Annotated in this window: 12 protein-coding genes; 4 read left to right on the top strand and 8 right to left on the bottom strand. The window is 72.9% G+C overall.

Annotated features, from left to right (window positions below):
* A complete protein-coding gene (locus ACZ4Z4_RS30895) occupies nucleotides 1-1,107 on the top strand; it encodes a PQQ-dependent sugar dehydrogenase (protein ID WP_468334536.1) in 1,107 nt (368 codons plus the stop codon).
* Between the two features lie 47 nt (nucleotides 1,108-1,154).
* Here ACZ4Z4_RS30895 and ACZ4Z4_RS30890 read toward each other — a convergent pair whose 3' ends face one another.
* Both ACZ4Z4_RS30890 and ACZ4Z4_RS30885 read right to left on the bottom strand, forming a co-directional pair.
* The gene (locus ACZ4Z4_RS30890) at nucleotides 1,155-2,096 is read right to left on the bottom strand and encodes a PaaX family transcriptional regulator C-terminal domain-containing protein (protein WP_468334533.1); all 942 of its coding nucleotides are present in this window, start codon (nucleotides 2,094-2,096) and stop codon (nucleotides 1,155-1,157) included.
* Nucleotides 2,093-2,749: a GNAT family N-acetyltransferase gene (locus ACZ4Z4_RS30885; RefSeq protein WP_468334530.1), complete on the bottom strand. Its 657-nt coding sequence runs from the start codon at nucleotides 2,747-2,749 to the stop codon at nucleotides 2,093-2,095. The genes ACZ4Z4_RS30890 and ACZ4Z4_RS30885 overlap by 4 nt, the downstream gene beginning before the upstream one ends.
* 113 nt (nucleotides 2,750-2,862) lie before the next feature.
* Here ACZ4Z4_RS30885 and ACZ4Z4_RS30880 point away from each other — a divergent pair, with 113 nt between their 5' ends.
* Nucleotides 2,863-4,002: an alpha/beta hydrolase family protein gene (locus ACZ4Z4_RS30880; protein WP_468334527.1), complete on the top strand. Its 1,140-nt coding sequence runs from the start codon at nucleotides 2,863-2,865 to the stop codon at nucleotides 4,000-4,002.
* On the opposite strand, the gene ACZ4Z4_RS30875 is transcribed toward ACZ4Z4_RS30880, so the two are convergent.
* The 4 genes from ACZ4Z4_RS30875 to ACZ4Z4_RS30860 all read right to left on the bottom strand — a co-directional run bounded on the left by ACZ4Z4_RS30875 (nucleotide 3,963) and on the right by ACZ4Z4_RS30860 (nucleotide 10,630).
* Nucleotides 3,963-4,754, bottom strand: a complete 792-nt coding sequence (locus ACZ4Z4_RS30875; protein ID WP_468334524.1) for an ABC transporter ATP-binding protein — start codon at nucleotides 4,752-4,754, stop codon at nucleotides 3,963-3,965. The genes ACZ4Z4_RS30880 and ACZ4Z4_RS30875 overlap by 40 nt on opposite strands.
* The gene (locus ACZ4Z4_RS30870; RefSeq protein WP_468334521.1) at nucleotides 4,751-7,480 is read right to left on the bottom strand and encodes an ABC transporter permease subunit; all 2,730 of its coding nucleotides are present in this window, start codon (nucleotides 7,478-7,480) and stop codon (nucleotides 4,751-4,753) included. Before ACZ4Z4_RS30870 ends, ACZ4Z4_RS30875 begins: the two co-directional genes overlap by 4 nt.
* Before the next feature lie 12 nt (nucleotides 7,481-7,492).
* On the bottom strand, nucleotides 7,493-8,749 hold the full coding sequence (locus tag ACZ4Z4_RS30865) for an ABC transporter substrate-binding protein (RefSeq protein ID WP_468334518.1): 1,257 nt from the start codon (nucleotides 8,747-8,749) through the stop codon (nucleotides 7,493-7,495).
* 81 nt (nucleotides 8,750-8,830) lie between these two features.
* Entirely contained in the window at nucleotides 8,831-10,630 is a 1,800-nt protein-coding gene (locus ACZ4Z4_RS30860) for an AMP-dependent synthetase/ligase (RefSeq protein ID WP_468334941.1), read from the bottom strand.
* 442 nt (nucleotides 10,631-11,072) lie between these two features.
* On the opposite strand from ACZ4Z4_RS30860, the gene ACZ4Z4_RS30855 reads away from it, so the two are divergent.
* The gene (locus ACZ4Z4_RS30855; protein ID WP_468334514.1) at nucleotides 11,073-11,762 is read left to right on the top strand and encodes an alpha/beta hydrolase; all 690 of its coding nucleotides are present in this window, start codon (nucleotides 11,073-11,075) and stop codon (nucleotides 11,760-11,762) included.
* Between the two features lie 39 nt (nucleotides 11,763-11,801).
* Here the strand turns inward: ACZ4Z4_RS30855 and ACZ4Z4_RS30850 are convergent, their stop codons facing one another.
* The gene (locus tag ACZ4Z4_RS30850) at nucleotides 11,802-13,295 is read right to left on the bottom strand and encodes an MFS transporter (protein ID WP_468334511.1); all 1,494 of its coding nucleotides are present in this window, start codon (nucleotides 13,293-13,295) and stop codon (nucleotides 11,802-11,804) included.
* Between the two features lie 126 nt (nucleotides 13,296-13,421).
* On the opposite strand from ACZ4Z4_RS30850, the gene ACZ4Z4_RS30845 reads away from it, so the two are divergent.
* Nucleotides 13,422-14,399, top strand: coding sequence for an Lrp/AsnC family transcriptional regulator (locus tag ACZ4Z4_RS30845; RefSeq protein WP_468334508.1), 978 nt, complete (start codon nucleotides 13,422-13,424; stop codon nucleotides 14,397-14,399).
* Nucleotides 14,400-14,441: 42 nt separating this feature from the next.
* Here the strand turns inward: ACZ4Z4_RS30845 and ACZ4Z4_RS30840 are convergent, their stop codons facing one another.
* Nucleotides 14,442-15,311, bottom strand: a complete 870-nt coding sequence (locus tag ACZ4Z4_RS30840) for a LysR substrate-binding domain-containing protein (protein WP_468334505.1) — start codon at nucleotides 15,309-15,311, stop codon at nucleotides 14,442-14,444.
* Nucleotides 15,312-15,331: the final 20 nt, after the last annotated feature.

The following is a 15,331-nucleotide window of genomic DNA, read 5'->3' as shown; positions in this document are numbered from 1 at the left end:
GTGCCGTCTCTCATACCGACCCCGCGCAGACTGACCGCCACGCTGGCGGTCGGCGCGGTGCTGGCAGGGGTGACACCGGCCGCCCTGGCCGGAGCCGCGCCCGCCGCTCCGCGAGCCCCGTACAGCGAGCCGGGAGCCATCACACCCATCTCCACCGGCTGGACCATTCCCTGGGGCACCGCCTGGCTGCCCGACGGATCGGCCGCCCTGGTCACCGAGCGCGACGACTTCCGGGTGTGGCGGGTCTCCAAGGACGGCAGGGAGAAGAAGCTGCTCGGCACCGTCCCCGAGTCGCAGACCACCGGCGGCGAGGGCGGGCTGATGGGCGTCGCCGTCGACCCCGACTGGGCCACCAACCACTACGTGTACGTCATGCACACGTCCTCCGAAGGCAACCGCATCGCCCGCATGACGTACGACGGGACGGCCCTGAACGGCTACAAGCCGCTGCTCAAGGGGATCAAGAAGAACAAGTACCACAACGGTGGCCGACTCGCCTTCGGGCCCGACGGGCATCTCTACGCCACCACGGGCGACGCCCAGGACAAGCCGCTCGCCCAGGACAAGAACTCCCTCAACGGCAAGATCCTGCGCCTGACCAGGGACGGGAAGCCGGCACCGGGCAACCCCTTCGGCACCTACGTCTACAGCATGGGGCACCGCAACCCGCAGGGCATCGCCTTCGACGCGCAAGGGCGCCTCTGGGAAGCCGAGTTGGGGGACAGCAAGAAGGACGAGCTGAACCTCATCAAGCCGGGCAGCAACTACGGCTGGCCCACCTGCGAAGGCACGTGCTCCGTCGCCGGCATGACCAACCCCAAGAAGACCTGGGGGGTGGCCGAGGCCTCGCCCAGCGGCCTGGCCGTCGTCGACGGCGCCGTCTACATCGCGGCACTGAGAGGCCAGCGCCTGTGGCGCATACCGATCAACGCGGGCAACGAGGACGTGGGCGCCGCGACGTCCTACTACGTGGGCGCGTACGGACGCCTGCGCGCGGTCACCGCCGTGCCGGGCGCCGACGCGCTCTGGCTGTCCACCACCAACGCCGACAACAACGGCGGACAGCCCGACGGCTCCGACAGCATCCTCCGGGCGACGCTCAGTTAGGGCCCCACGCAGTAAGAGGGCCGCAGTAAGAGGGCCATGCGTCCGTCCTAGGTCAGGCTCTCCGGGACGGAGGCGAGCAGGTCCCCGTAGTGGACGAACAGGCGGGGGGCCGGAGTTGTGGCGGCGGTGGGGGTGTCGGCCTCGGCCAGTGCGGTCCAGCAGGTGGCCGTGAGCCGGCGGGCGCGCGCACCGGGCCAGGGCCGGGGGAGGAGTTCGGGCGGCAGGAGCGGGTCCGGTTCCATGGCGTGGCTGAAGGCCGCGGCGAGCCGGACGGCCATGGCCAGCCGCTCGGGCCCGGTGGGCCCTTCCGGCTGCGCGAGCCGGTCGAGGTAAGCCTGGGCGAGAGCGGCGAGGCGGTCGTGGCGCGCGGCGATGTCGTCCAGGGGCCAGAGGGCGGCGGCCAGGGCGGGCGGGTGGTCGACACCACCGACGCGCAGGTCGGTGCTGGTGAGACAGGTCAGCGCGGGGGCGACACCGAGTTGGCGGGCCTGGGCCTCGACGAGGTCTCCGATGGGGTTCGCGGAGACGTACAGACCGCTCTGGACCGGGGCGGCGCCGAGATGGCGCAAGGTGTCGCGGAGGGTGTCGCGGGCCGTCCTGCTCGACTCGGGGATGGCGAAGGCGAACAGGTGCCAGACGCCGTCCCAGGCGGCGAGCCCGTGATCCTGGCGGTAGGCGTGGCGTACGTAGGCGACATCGGGCGTGATCGAGCCCGTGTAGTCGGCGACCGCCTTCAACAGGGCCTTGCGGCCGCGGCCCTCGTGGGTGAAGCGGCCCTCGGCGACGAGCCGCTTGATGCAGAGGCGCACCTGTTGGTCGGTCATGCCCAGCAGGCCGGCGACCGCGTACAGCTCACCGGAGTCGACCGTGCCGTCCTCGCGGACCAGGGCGTGGACGAGGAGCCGGGTGGGGACGGGGACCGGGGCGGTGCCGTCCGTGCCCTCCGTGTTGGCCTGCGGGTCTCTCGGGGTGCTGGGGGCAGTGTTCATCGAGCGTCCCGGCGGTTGGTGGAGGCGGCCGGTGTGACCGGCCGGTGCATGGTCGTGACGGCGCCGAAGCCCATCAGGTTGCGCAGGTACGGGGTCTTCTCGGTGCGTACGGCGACGAAGCCGTGCCGTTCGTACAGGGCGCGGGCGCGCGGGTTGACGTCGATGACGTCGAGACGGACGCGCCGGCAGGAGTGCTCGGCGGCCACGGCCGCGATCTCGCGCAGCAGGAGGCTGCCGATGCCCTTGCCGCGGTGCTCGGGGGCGACGGCGATGCCGTCCATCACGAGCTCCCTGTCGGCGGGCCGCCGTTCCATCAGGAGGAGGAGCGGCAGGCGGGGCAGCCCGCGCAAGGTGCCGTACGTGGACAGGACGTCGCTCGCGCTTCCGCCCGTCAGGCCGCGCTTGTCGAGTTGGTAGCCCGCCACCCCCGCCACCTCGCCGTCGACGAGGGCGACCACGCCCCGGTCGTGGTGGAGATGGGCCGCGAGGAAGGCGCGCGCCTTGTCCGGCGGGTTCAGGGCGGCGCCGAGCTTCCGCCCGAAAGCCTCCCAGTACAGCGCGGCCACACGCGTCTCACTGCCCTCGGGCACGCCCCTCCGTATCCCCGGGCTGTCCATGGGCTCCCTCGGCTCCGTCGGTTCCGTCGCGTCCATCGATCGGTGTCCCTCCCGTATGGCCGGGCGGCCAGCCCGCCCTTGTGCTATCGACTCTACTACGATCATTCTGTGTACGAACGTATTGTGAGCGATAGTTTTGGGGGAGAGGGATGGCTGGAGAGACAGGGCTGCTGCCTGCGCCACTCGCGCGGCGCCGATGGCGTGTCCTCGCGTGGTCACTGGTCGCCGTGCTGCTGCTGGGCGCGGGAGTCTTCGGTGTCGCGGTCTGGCAGAACACCTACGCGCTACGGGAGGAGCGCATCGCCGTGCGTCACGACGGGCGGCTGCTGGACGGCGTCCTGGCCCGGCCGCAGGAGGGCGAAGGTCCGTTCGGCCTCGTCGTCTTCGTCCATGGCGACGGGCCGGTCGACGCCACGCACGACACCTTCTACCGCCCTCTGTGGGAGTCCTTCGCGAAGGCCGGTTACGCCTCGCTCTCCTTGAGCAAGCCCGGCGTCGGCGCCTCCGAGGGGAACTGGCTGGACCAGAGCATGGACGACCGGGCGGACGAAACCCTCGCCGCGATCGCCTGGGCCCGCGAGCGCCCCGACATCGACGGCCGGCGCGTCGGCCTGTGGGGGGCCAGCCAGGCCGGATGGGTACTGCCCAAGGTCGCGGCCCGGGACCGCGCCGTCCGCTTCGTCATCGCGGTCTCACCGGCCGTCGACTGGCAGCGGCAGGGGCGTTACAACCTCCTCGCCGAACTGCGCGAGGACGGCGCGGGACGGGACGAGACGCGGGCGGCGCTGCGGCGGCGCGAGACGACCCTGCGCCTGCTGCGGCAGGGCGCGACCTTCGAGCAGTACCGCTCCGCGGTCGCCGCAACCGACGACGGCACGACCGCGGATACCGACGGCAAGGCCGCCGACGGCATGACCGCCGACCGCTGGCGGTTCATCGGCAAGAACTACCGCTCCAACGCGAGCGACGACCTGCGTGCCATGCGCGGTACCCCCACGCTCCTGGTGCTGGCCGGGCACGACATCAACGTGGACGTCGCCGACACCGAGGCCGTCTACCGCCGCATCCTGCCGCCCTCGTCCCTGACGGTGAAGCGCTACCCCGACGCCACCCACTCCCTGGTCGACAACGCCGTCGAGAACTCCGAGGCGCGCCTCACCCTCACCGCCGTCTTCGCCCCCCGACGCCTGTACGCCGACGGATTCCTCGCCCACCAGCGCCGGTTTGTCGAGGAGATCACCCCCAGGCGTCAGACCCCGGAGCCACCGGAGTCGCCGGCCCCCAGGTAGGCGTCCCGCACCCGCGGATCCGCGCGCACCTCGTCCGCCGTGCCGTGCGCGAGGACCCGGCCGAGGTCGAGGACGACGACCCGGGCGCAGAGCTCCATCACGAAGGCCACGTTGTGCTCCACGAGCAGCACCGCGCAGCCCTCCTCGTCCGCGAGCCGGCGGATGACGACCGACAGCAGGTTCCGTTCGTCGGCCGTCATCCCGGATGCGGGCTCGTCCAGGAGCAGCACCCTGGGCGGGTCCGCGACCGCGCGCCCCAGTTCCACCATGCGGGCCTGCCCTACCGGCAGCGCGCCCGCGTACTGCGCGGCGAGCGTGTCGAGGCCGCACGAGCGCAGCACCGCCGCGGCCCGCTCCCGCCGCGCGCCCTCGTGTGCGCGCCGGGTCGGCGCGGCCAGCAGATCGGCGGCGAACCCGCCGCCACCGCCCCGCCACTCCTGTGCGACGACGAGGTTGTCGGCGACGGTGAGCTGCCCGAAGAGCTGCTGCCGCTGGAACGTGCGGCGCATCCCGTGCCGGGCGCGCCACACGGGGGAGCGGCGCGTGACGTCACGGCCGTCGAGCAGTACGCGGCCGCGGTCCGGCCCGCGCATGCCCGACAGCACGTCGAACAGCGTGGTCTTCCCGGCTCCGTTGGGGCCGATGAGGCCGCAGATCTCTCCTCGGCGGACGGTGAGCCCCACGCCGTCCAGGGCGCGGATGCCGCCGAAGCGGACACCGACGCCCTCGGCCTCCAGGACGTACTCCCTCATGACGTGCCCACCCCCTCGGCCGTCTCCCCGCCCGCGGCCATGCCCAGGTACGCCTCCGTCAGCCGGTCCGCGCGCACCTCGGAGCGCGGGCCGCACCAGGAGACGCGGCCCTGCGCGAGATACGCCACCGTGTCCGCGACCCCGAGGATCTCGGCGGCCTTCTCCTCGACGAGGAGCAACGCGGCGCCGCCTTCCCGGAGGTCGAGCAGGAGCCGGAACACGTCGTCGACCACGCGGGGGGCGAGGCCGAGCGACGGCTCGTCCGCGATCAGTACCTTCGGCGGACGCTGCAACAGCGGTGCGAGCGCGAGGAGTTGCTGTTCGCCGCCGGAGAGCGAGCCGGCGGTGACCCTGCGCCGCGCCGCGAGCCCCGCGAACCGCTCGTACACGGCGTCGCGTTCGGCGCGGTCTTTGAGGTACAGGGCGAGGTTCTCGTCGATGGTGAGCGCGGGGAAGATGCCGCGGCCCTCGGGGGCGAGGACGACACCGGCGCGGGAGCGGCGGACGGCGCCCTCGCGGGTGGCGTCGCGCCCGGCGACGTACACGCGGCCCCGCGTGGGCACGAGCAGGCCTGCCGCGGCGAGGCACGTGGTGGACTTCCCCGCGCCGTTCGGGCCGAGCAGCGCGACGATCTCGCCCGGGTGCACGGTGAGGTCCACGCCGTGGAGGACGGGGGCGCCGTCGTATCCGGCGTGGAGGTGGCGGAGGGCGAGGGCGGCGGATGACTCCTCCCCGGTCCCGCCGTCCCTCGGCGGCGGCACGCGTGGCTCCGCCGTGGAGGAACTCGTGCCGCGTGCCCCGGAGGCCGGAGGGGCCGAGGCGAGCCGGCGGCGGTGCAGCCGCACCGACACCGCCGCGCAGTACCCGTCCGGATCGTTCGCCAGCGCCAGTCCCGCGAGGCCGAACAGGATCACCGGCAGGTGCACGGACTCGGTGACGTACTCCGACACCAGGTGCGGCACGATCGCGAACACCAGCCCCGCCACCACCGCGAACTGCGGCCTCCGCACACCCGCGGCGACCACCACCGCCAGCCAGATCAGACCGGTCATCGCGGTGAAGTCGGTCGCCGTGATGCGGGTGTTGTAGGACGCGTACATCACGCCGCCGAACCCCGCGAGCCCCGCCGACAGCGTGAACAGGAGCAGTTTGGTGCGCACCACGGAGACGCCGGACGCCATCGCGGCCGCCGGGGCGGACCGCACCGCCAGCATGGCCCGGCCCGTCGGAGAGTTCCGCAGCGCGCCGAGCGCGGCGACGGCGGCCGTGACGAGGACGACCATCGCGACGCCCAGGGCCCGGTCGTCCGAGAGGTCGACGGGGCCGAGGACCGGGCGGGGGATCTCCCAGCCGGTGTCGCCGTTGCGCAACCACCCCATCTGGAAGAGGACTTGGTCGGCGAGGAAGGCGAGCGCCAGGGTGGCGAGGGCCAGCGAACGGCCGCCGAGCCGCAGCGCGGGCAGCGCCACGAGCGCGCCGAGGAGCGCCGCCGCGCAGGTCCCGACCAGCGCCGCCGCGAGGAACGGCCAGCCGTGGCTCATCAGGAGCCCGGCGACCAGCGCGGCCCCGGTGACGAAGGTGGCCTGCGCCAGCGACACCATCGCGCCGAGCCCCGTCACCACGGTGAAGGAGACGAAGACCAGGGAGATCGCGAGCCCCTGGGCGAGGATGCCGCTCCAGAAGGGGGTCGTGACGGTGTAGAACGCCAGGGCGAGGAGCGCCGCCGCCACCGCCCACGGTCCCCAGCGGCGGGCCCACGGCCGGCCGGCGAGATAGTCGACGGGCGGCGGGTCGACCGCCGCCGTGCCCGCCGTCCGCTGCCGCCGCGTGAGCAGGAGCAGCCCGGCGAAGAGGATCACGAAGGGCACGGCCGTACGGAAGCCGGTGATCTTCTCGGCGAAGTCGGCGTACCCCGCGACGAGGTTCTGGAGCACGCCGAGCCCGAGGCCGCCCGCGAACGCCAGCGGGATCGACATGAAGCGGCCGAGCACGGCAGCCGTCGCCGACACGAAGAGGAACAGCGTGAAGTCGTGGGCGGAGAGCCCGAGCAGAGGCGTCGCGAGCACTCCCGCGAGGCCCGCGAGGCCGGACGACAGCATCCACGCCACCGAGGAGAGCCGGTCCGCGCTCAGGCCGCGCAGCTCCACGAGCGAGCGGTTGTCGACGGCGGCCCGCAGCCCGAGGCCGAGCCGGGTGTGGCGCATCAGGATCCACAGGCCGACGGCGACCACCGCCGTGGCCACCCAGGTGATCAGCTGGTCGGAGTCGACGCCGACACCGTCCATGAGCTGCCAGCTCTTTGCGGGGCTCGGCCCGACACCCGGCAGCCCGAACTGGTTCTCGGCCGGTTTGACCGGGGCCCCCGCGTCCGCCAGGAGCTCCACGGCCCACAGGCCGAGCGCGGGCAGCGCGACGAGCAGGCCGATGGTCGCGACGATCTGCGCTGTCTCGCCGACCCGCGCCAGCTTGCGGAACATCAGCCGGTCCAGGGTCCAACCGAGCGCCGGGGCGACCACGACGACCAGCAGCAGCGCGGTCGGCACGGCGGGCCAGCCGAAGCCGGAGTGCAGTTCGTGGAAGGCGAGGGCGCACAGGTAGGCGGTGGCGCCGTGCGCGAAGTTGAAGAGGCCCGACGCCGAGTAGGACAGGACGAGGCCCGTGGCGAGGAGGGCGTACAGCGCGCCCGAGACGAGACCGCTCAGCACGAATCCCAGCAGGTCCGACATGGCGGCCCGCCCCTACTTGAAGGGGATCGGTTCGTAACACTCGAACGGCGACGACACCGTGTACTCGCCGCCCTTGAGCCGCACGAGGGCGCCACAGCCGAACGCCTCCTTCCGCCCCTCCGGGAGCCGCCGGTCGCCGACCATGGTGCCGGTGTCCGAGTAGCCGTCCGCGGCCTTCTGGAAGGAGTCGACGGTGAGGTCCTTGCCCGCCTTCTCCGCGATGGCGAGGAAGAGATCGGCGGACATGTAGCCGGTCATCATGTGCATGTTGAGCGGCACCTTCTCGCCCGCCGCCTTCCTGATGTCCGCCTTGAACCGCCTCATGTCCTCGCTGTCCTGCTCGAACGGCTGGAAGGAGAGGAGGACGTGCACGCCGTCTAGCGCTTTCCGCGTCGCGCTCTTGGCGAGCAGGCCCGGGTCGTAGTCGGTGGGGTCGGTGAGGACACCCTTGTAGCCCGCCCGCTTGACGGCCGTGAAGAGGCCGATGTTGTACGGGGTCTGCATGACGGAGACGACGGCGTCCGGCGCCTTGCCGCCGTCGGAGCGCAGGATCTCCTTCGTGTACGCCGACCAGTCGCTCGGCACCGACGTCGCGGGCACCGTCGACTTGGCGTACGTCACCTCGTACCCGGCGGCCGCGAAGCTCTGCTTGTAGGTGCGGATGGCGAACGTGCCGGCGTCGTTGTCGTTGGCGAGGATCGCCACCGACCTGCCCTTCGCCCCGCCCGTCACCTTCTTGAGGCCCTCGGGCCAGCTCTGCGTGATGGTGCCGCCGGGCATGGGCACCATGCAGCCGCCGAAGCCGTACATGTAGGTCGGGCCGCAGAAGGGCGGAATGGTGCCCCAGCCGAACGTGGGCACCTTCTGTTCCTGAAGGAAGTCGGCCCCGGAGAAGGTGACCGAGCTCATCGGGGCTATGGCGAACACCTTCTCCCGCTGGACGAGCTTGCGGGCCGCCGCGAGGTTCTTGCCGGGGTCCTGCCCGTCGTCCTCCGCACCCAGGTAGTCGATCTTCCGGCCGTGCACGCCGCCCTCGGCGTTGGCGCGGTCGAAGCGGGCCTTCGCGCCCAGATCGGTGTCCTTCTTGCTGTATCCGCTGGCGGTCGTCATCGAGACGATGCCGCCGACCTTGATGGAGTCGTCGCTCACGCCCCGCGTGGAGCCGCCGCCCTCCTTCTGCGAACCGCCGCTGTCGGAAGCCGAGTTGCAGGAGGTGGCGAGCAGCAGCGCCGCGACGGCGGCGGTGATGGTGCGGATCGATCGCGACACGGTCGAGCCCCCCTGAAGTCGAAGTGGGGCTGATTGTGTGCGGGACCTGACGAACCGTCAATAACTATGAGCCGTCAATGACTAGCTTCGGTACAGCGCCTCGACCTCGGCCGAGTACGCCGTCTCGATCGCCTTCCGCTTCAGCTTCAGCGACGGCGTCAGGAGGCCGTGCTCCTCGGTGAACTGGTGCGCCAGTATGCGGAACGTACGGATCGATTCGGCCTGCGACACAAGGGTGTTGGCGGCGACGACGGCCCGCCGCACCTCGGTCTCCAGATCGGGGTCGCGCACCAGCTCACCGGGGGAGAGCAGCGGCTTGCGGCGCATGGTCAGCCAGTGCTCCACGGCCTCGGAGTCCAGCGTGACGAGCGCCGCGATGTACGGGCGGTCGTTGCCGACGACGACGCACTGGGCGACCAGCGGATGGTCGCGCACCCGCTCCTCCAGCTGCGCCGGCGACACGCTCTTGCCGCCGGACGTCACCAGGATCTCCTTCTTGCGCCCGGTGATCGTCAGATAGCCGTCCTCGTCGAGCGAGCCCAGGTCACCGGTGGCCAGCCAGCCGTCCCGCAGGGTGGCGTCGGTGGCCCTGGGGTCGTTGAGGTAGCCCTGGAAGACGTTGCCGCCGCGCAGCCACACCTCGCCGTCCTCCGCGATGCGCACCGTCGTGCCGGGGATGGCCTGGCCGACCGTGCCGTAACGGGTGCGCTCGGGCGGGTTGGCGGTCGCGGCGGCCGTCGACTCGGTCAGCCCGTACCCCTCGTAGACCGTCACGCCCGCGCCCGCGAAGAACAGGCCGAGCCGGCGGTCCATCCCGGAGCCGCCGGACATCGCGTGCCGCACCCGGCCGCCCATCGCCTCCCGCACCTTGGAGTAGACGAGCTTGTCGAAGAGCTGGTGCTGCATGCGCAGCCCCGCCGAGGGCCCCGGACCCGTCCCGAACGCCTTGGCCTCCAGCGCGTCCGCGTACCGCACGGCACACTCGACCGCCTTGTCGAACGGGCCCGCCCTGCCGTCCTTCTCCGCCTTGCGCCGCGCCGCGTTGAAGACCTTCTCGAAGATGTACGGCACGGCGAGGATGAACGAGGGCCGGAACGCGGCCAGGTCGGGCAGCAGCGCCGCCGCGTTGAGGTTCGGCTGGTGCCCCATCTTGACCCGGCCGCGCACCGCCGCCACCTGCACCATGCGGCCGAAGACGTGCGCCAGCGGCAGGAAGAGCAGCGTCGTCGCCTCGTCGCCCCGCTTGGAGTGGAACACCGGCTCCCAGCGCCCCACCATCACGTCCGCCTCGAACATGAAGTTCGCGTGCGAGATCAGGCAGCCCTTGGGGCGGCCCGTCGTGCCGGACGTGTAGATGATGGTGGCGATCGAGTCGGGCGTGACCGCGCGGCGGTGCCGGTGCACCACGTCGTCGTCGATCTCCCGCCCCGCGCCGGTCAGCTCACCGACCGCGTCGGCGTCCAGCTGCCACAGCCGGCGCAGCTGCGGCAGCCGGTCGACGACCGAGCCGATCGTCATCGCGTGGTCCTCGTGCTCGACCATCGCGGCCGACACCTGCGCGTCGTGCAGCATCCACAGGACCTGGTCGGCCGACGACGTCGGATAGACCGGCACGACCTGGGCGCCGATCGTCCACAGCGCGAAGTCGAAGAGCGTCCACTCGTACCGCGTACGGGACATGATGGCCACGCGGTCCCCGAACCGCACGCCCTGCGCGATCAGGCCCTTGGCCAGGGCGAGCACCTCGTCGCGGAACTCGGCCGCGGTCACGTCGGACCAGCGCCCGTCGGTCTTGCGACCGAAGGCGACGCGCGTCGGATCCTCGACGGCATGGTCGAACACGGCGTCGGCAAGGCCGCCCACCAGCGGCACCGACGCCATCGGAGGATTGGTGAACTCGCGCAATGATGCTCCTTGTGGCGCTCCGCACAGCGCCGTGACCGTACCCCACGCCGCGCGCCTGCGGGAGGGGGTTCAGGCGCGGTCGGCACGGTCCATCGGCACAGGTCAGCTGGTGGAAATGCGGCCACAAGGGGAGGGGCGGGACAACTTACTTACGCCAGAGTAAGTTTCGGTCCCGTAATCTCCACGGAATCTGTACGCGGCACGCCCCGTGGGTGGGGGCGGTGGGGAACTCGTACACGGCTCCCGGCGTTGTACGTCGCAGGCGGGCATGTGGGCTGGCTGGGGGTGTTCGCGGGGGTTCAGAAGCTGTGCAGCCTGTCCAGCCTGTCTCTGCCGCCACGACGCTGTACGAACCGCCACGACGCTGTACGAACCGCCGTAACGCTGTACGAACCGCCGTGACGCCGAAGGAGCCTCCGTGTCCCTGTCCGCCGACCCGCCCCGCTCCCCGCTGGTCTTCCCGAGCGTCTGCGAGCCCCCTCGGGCGGCGGTCCTCCTCCTGCACGGAGGCCGGGAGCACGGGACGTCGACGCCCCCTTCCTGGAACCTGCCGAGCCTGCGCATGCGGCCCTTCGCGCACGCCATCAGAAGGGCCTTCGGGGCGCGGGGCGTCGTGGTGGGACACGTCCGCTACCGCTGCCGGGGCTGGAACGGCGAGCGGGAGGACGCCGCCAAGGACGCCCGCCGCGCGCTCGACGCGCTGGCGCCGCGTATCGGCGGCGCACCGGTCGTCCTGGTCGGCCACTCCATGGGCGCCCGCGCCGCCCTGCGCGCGGCCGGCCACCCCTCGGTCCGGGCCGTGGTGGGCTTGGCCCCCTGGTGCCCGCCCGGAGACCCGGTCGACCACCTGCGGGGCCGCGGCGTGGTGCTGCTGCACGGCGACCGGGACGGCACGACCGACCCCGCGGAATCCGCGGCGTACGTGACGCGGGCGGTGGCCGCGGGGGCCGACGCGACCCTGGTGACGATGCCGGGCAGCGGCCACGCGATGCTGCGCGCCGCACCCACCTGGCACGCCCTGACGACGGCAACCCTGGGCGGCCTCCTCCACCTCGGCCCACTCCCCGAGCAGGTCGCACGCGGGCTGAAGGCGCGGCCGGCGGTGTAGCGGGGGAGGGGTGTGGGGCGGGTCCGAGGCGGCGCGCCGTCAGCGCCGTGCCACGAGCGCCTTCTCCCCCGCCCCCGAGGCCGCTGCCCCGGGCGCCGCCCGGCCCCCGGACCCCCGCACCAGCACGAGCACCAGGACCCCGGCGACCAGGCCCGCCACCCCCGCCGCCAGTGAAGCCCCGTTGAGGCCCGACGCGAAGGCCGCGCGTACCGCGTGTTCCGGCACCGTCCCGTGCAGGGCCGAGGCGCCGCCGCCCGCTGCGGTGTGCGCCGCCTCGCGGCCGAGGGAGTCCTGCATGCGCGCGGTGAGCACCGTCCCGAACAGGGCGACCCCGACCGCGTACCCGAGCTGGCGGAACGTGTTGACCGCGCCGCCCGCCATCCCGGCGTTCGCGGGCGGCACCGCCGCGAGCGCCGCCCCCGCCAGGGCCGGTGCGACCAGACCGGCGCCGACGCCCGTGAGCGTGAGCCCCGGCGCGAGCGCACCCCACGACGACCCGGCGTCGAGCACCGCGAGGCACAGCCCGCCCGCACCGATCAGCAGCAGCCCCACCCCGATGACGACGCGCGGCGCCACCCCGTGCAGCAGCCGCCCGGCGACCAGCGCCACCACGAACGACGTCGCGGCGAGCGGCAGCAGCACCAGGCTGCCGCGCACCGGACTCATGCCGAGCACGGTCTGCAACCAGATGGAGAGGTACGGGACGACGCCGAAGGCGGCACCGTTGTAGCCGATGGCGCCGATCAGCACCCCGGTGAAGGCGGGCTTGCGCAGCAGCCGCAGGTCCAAGAGCGGCTGCGCCACGCGCCGCTCGACGAGGACGAAGCAGAGCAGCGCGAGCGCCGAGACCGCGAACGACGTCCCGGCGGCCGCCGAGGCCCAGCCGTCCGCCCCGCCGCGCAGCACCCCGTACGTCCCCGCGCCCGCGAAGCACGCGAACGCGACCGTGCCCGCCCAGTCGACCCGGCGCCCCGTCGGCCCCTTCGACTCCGGTACGACCCGCAGCGTCAGCCAGATCGACGCCACGCTGACCGGCAGGTTCACGAAGAAGATCCAGCGCCAGCCGGGCCCTTCGGTGAGCAGCCCGCCCACGATCGGACCGAGCGCGGCCGACGCCCCGCTCACCGCGCCCCACACGCCGAGCGCGGCCGACCGGTCGCGCCCCTGGTAGGCGGCGCCGAGCAGCGGCAGTGTCGTCGCGAGCATCGCGGCGGCGCCAAGGCCCTGCACGGCACGCGCCGCCACCAGCAGCTCCGCGTCCGACGCGAGCCCGCACCCCAGCGAGGCGAGTGCGAACAGCGCGGTGCCGACGACGTTGAGCCGCCGCCTGCCGAACACATCGGCCGCGGCGCCGACACCGAGCAGCAGCGCGGCCAGCGCGAGCGCGTACCCGTCGATGACCCACTGAAGATCGCTCAGCGAGGCGTCCAGCGCCCGTGCCATGTCGGGCAGTGCCACGATCACGATCGTCACGTCCAGCAAGAGCATGAACGTCCCCAGAGACACCGCGGTGAGCGGCCCCCATGTACGCATTTCCTCAACCCTCCGACTCGTCGCCCGACACCTGCGGACGTCCTCGTACGATGAGCCGACAGCGAATGAAGCCGGTGTCGGAGATGCATCTGACGCACTGAACCGACATGGAGGGGCCGTCAAGCGATGGAATCCGACACCTTCGACGACCTCGATCTCCAGCTGCTCCACGCCCTCGAAGTCGACGGCAGGGCCCCCTTCAGCCGCATCGCGGGCGTCCTCGGCGTCTCCGACCAGACCGTCGCCCGCCGCTTCCGCCGCCTGCGCGCCGAGGCGGGGCTGCGCATCGTCGGTGTCCGCGACACCCGGCGGCTCGGCCACGACGAGTGGATGCTGCGCCTGCGCTGCACGCCCGACGGCGCCGAGGCCATCGCCGCCGCACTGGCCCGCCGCCCCGACACGGCGTGGGTCCACCTCACCTCGGCCGGCACCGAGGTGGTCTGCATGTCGCTGCCGCGCACCCCCGCCGACTACGACGACCTGCTCTTCGGCAAGCTCCTGCGCACCCGCAAGCTCATCGAGATCACCGCACACCAGCTGATCCACCGCTTCTACGGCGGCCGCACCGGCTGGATCGGCAAGCAGCGCCCGCTCTCCGACGAACAGGTCGCCGCGCTCGGCCCCGCCGCGCCGTCGACCGCGCCGGGCCCCGCCCACATCACCCCCGACGACGAGCCGCTGGTCGCCGCACTGAAGGCCGACGGCCGCGTCACCTACCCCGAACTGCAACGCCTCACCGGCCGCTCCGAGTCCGCCGTCAAGCGCCGCGTCGCCGCGCTGCTCGGCTCGGGCGCGCTCTACATCGACACCGAGTACGACACCGCGCGCATCGGTTTCACCACCGCCGCGATGCTCTGGGTCACCGTCGACCCGGGCGCGCTCGACCGGGTGGGCCGGGCGATGGCCGAACACCCCGAGATCGCCCACGTCTCCGCCATCACCGGGTCGGCCAACCTCATGGCGAGCCTCCTGACCCGCGACACCGACGAGCTCTACGCCTATCTGAGCGGCAGCCTCGGCTCGCTGGACGGCGTCCGGCACGTCGAGTCGGCGCCCTATGCGCGCCGGTTCAAGGAGCTGACCTACCCGCGGCCACTGCGCTGAGGCGGGCCGCGGACGGCGCGCCGGGGAAGGCCGCGCCCGGCGTCAGCGCCCACCCCGGTGCAACCGGTCCCCGCCCGCCAGGATCGCCGCCGCCAGGGCGTCCGCCGCGTCCTGGGCCGGGGCACGCCGTTCGCCGTGCAGCAGGACGAAGTCGACCGGGCCGAGCTCCGGCAGGCCCGCGCGGTCGGGGACGCGGACCAGGCCCGGCGGGATCAGGCCCCGTGAGTGGGCCATCACGCCGAGCCCGGCGCGGGCCGCCGCCACCAGGCCGTTGAGGCTGCCGCTCGTGCAGGCCACCCGCCAGGCGCGGCCCCGCCGCTCCAGCGCCTCGAAGGCGAGGGCGCGGGTGATGCCGGGCGGCGGATAGACGATCAGCGGCACCGGCCGCTCCGGGTCGAGGCGGAGCCGCTCGGCGCCGATCCAGACCAGGTCGTCCTGCCACACCAGCTCGCCGCGCGGGTCCTCCGGGCGCCGCTTGGCGAGCACCAGGTCGAGCCTGCCCGCGTCCAGCTGCTTGTGGAGCGTGCCGGAGAGCTCGACCGTCAGCTCCAGGTCGACGTCGGGGTGGTCGTGCCGGAAGGTCTCCAGGATGTCGGTGAGCCGCGTCAGGACGAAGTCCTCGGACGCCCCGAACCGCAGCCGCCCGCCGAGGCGCTTGCCCGCGAAGAACGCCGCCGCCTGTTCGTGCGCCGCCAGGATCCGGCGGGCGAAGCCGAGCATGGCCTCGCCGTCCTCGGTCAGCTCCACGCTGTGGGTGTCGCGTGCGAACAGCTGTCGCCCGGTGGCGTCCTCCAGCCGGCGCACGTGCTGGCTGACGGTGGACTGGCGCAGGCCCAGCCTGCGGGCGGCCCGCGTGAAGCTCAGCGTCTGGGCGACCGCGAGGAACGTCCGGAGCTGTGTGGGGTCGTACACGCCGACCAGCCTATCCCGGC

It is taken from the genome of Streptomyces sp. NPDC030245 (genome assembly GCF_055572995.1).
The sequence above is the reverse complement of the archived record's forward strand: the minus strand, read 5'-3'. Positions and strand labels throughout refer to the sequence as shown.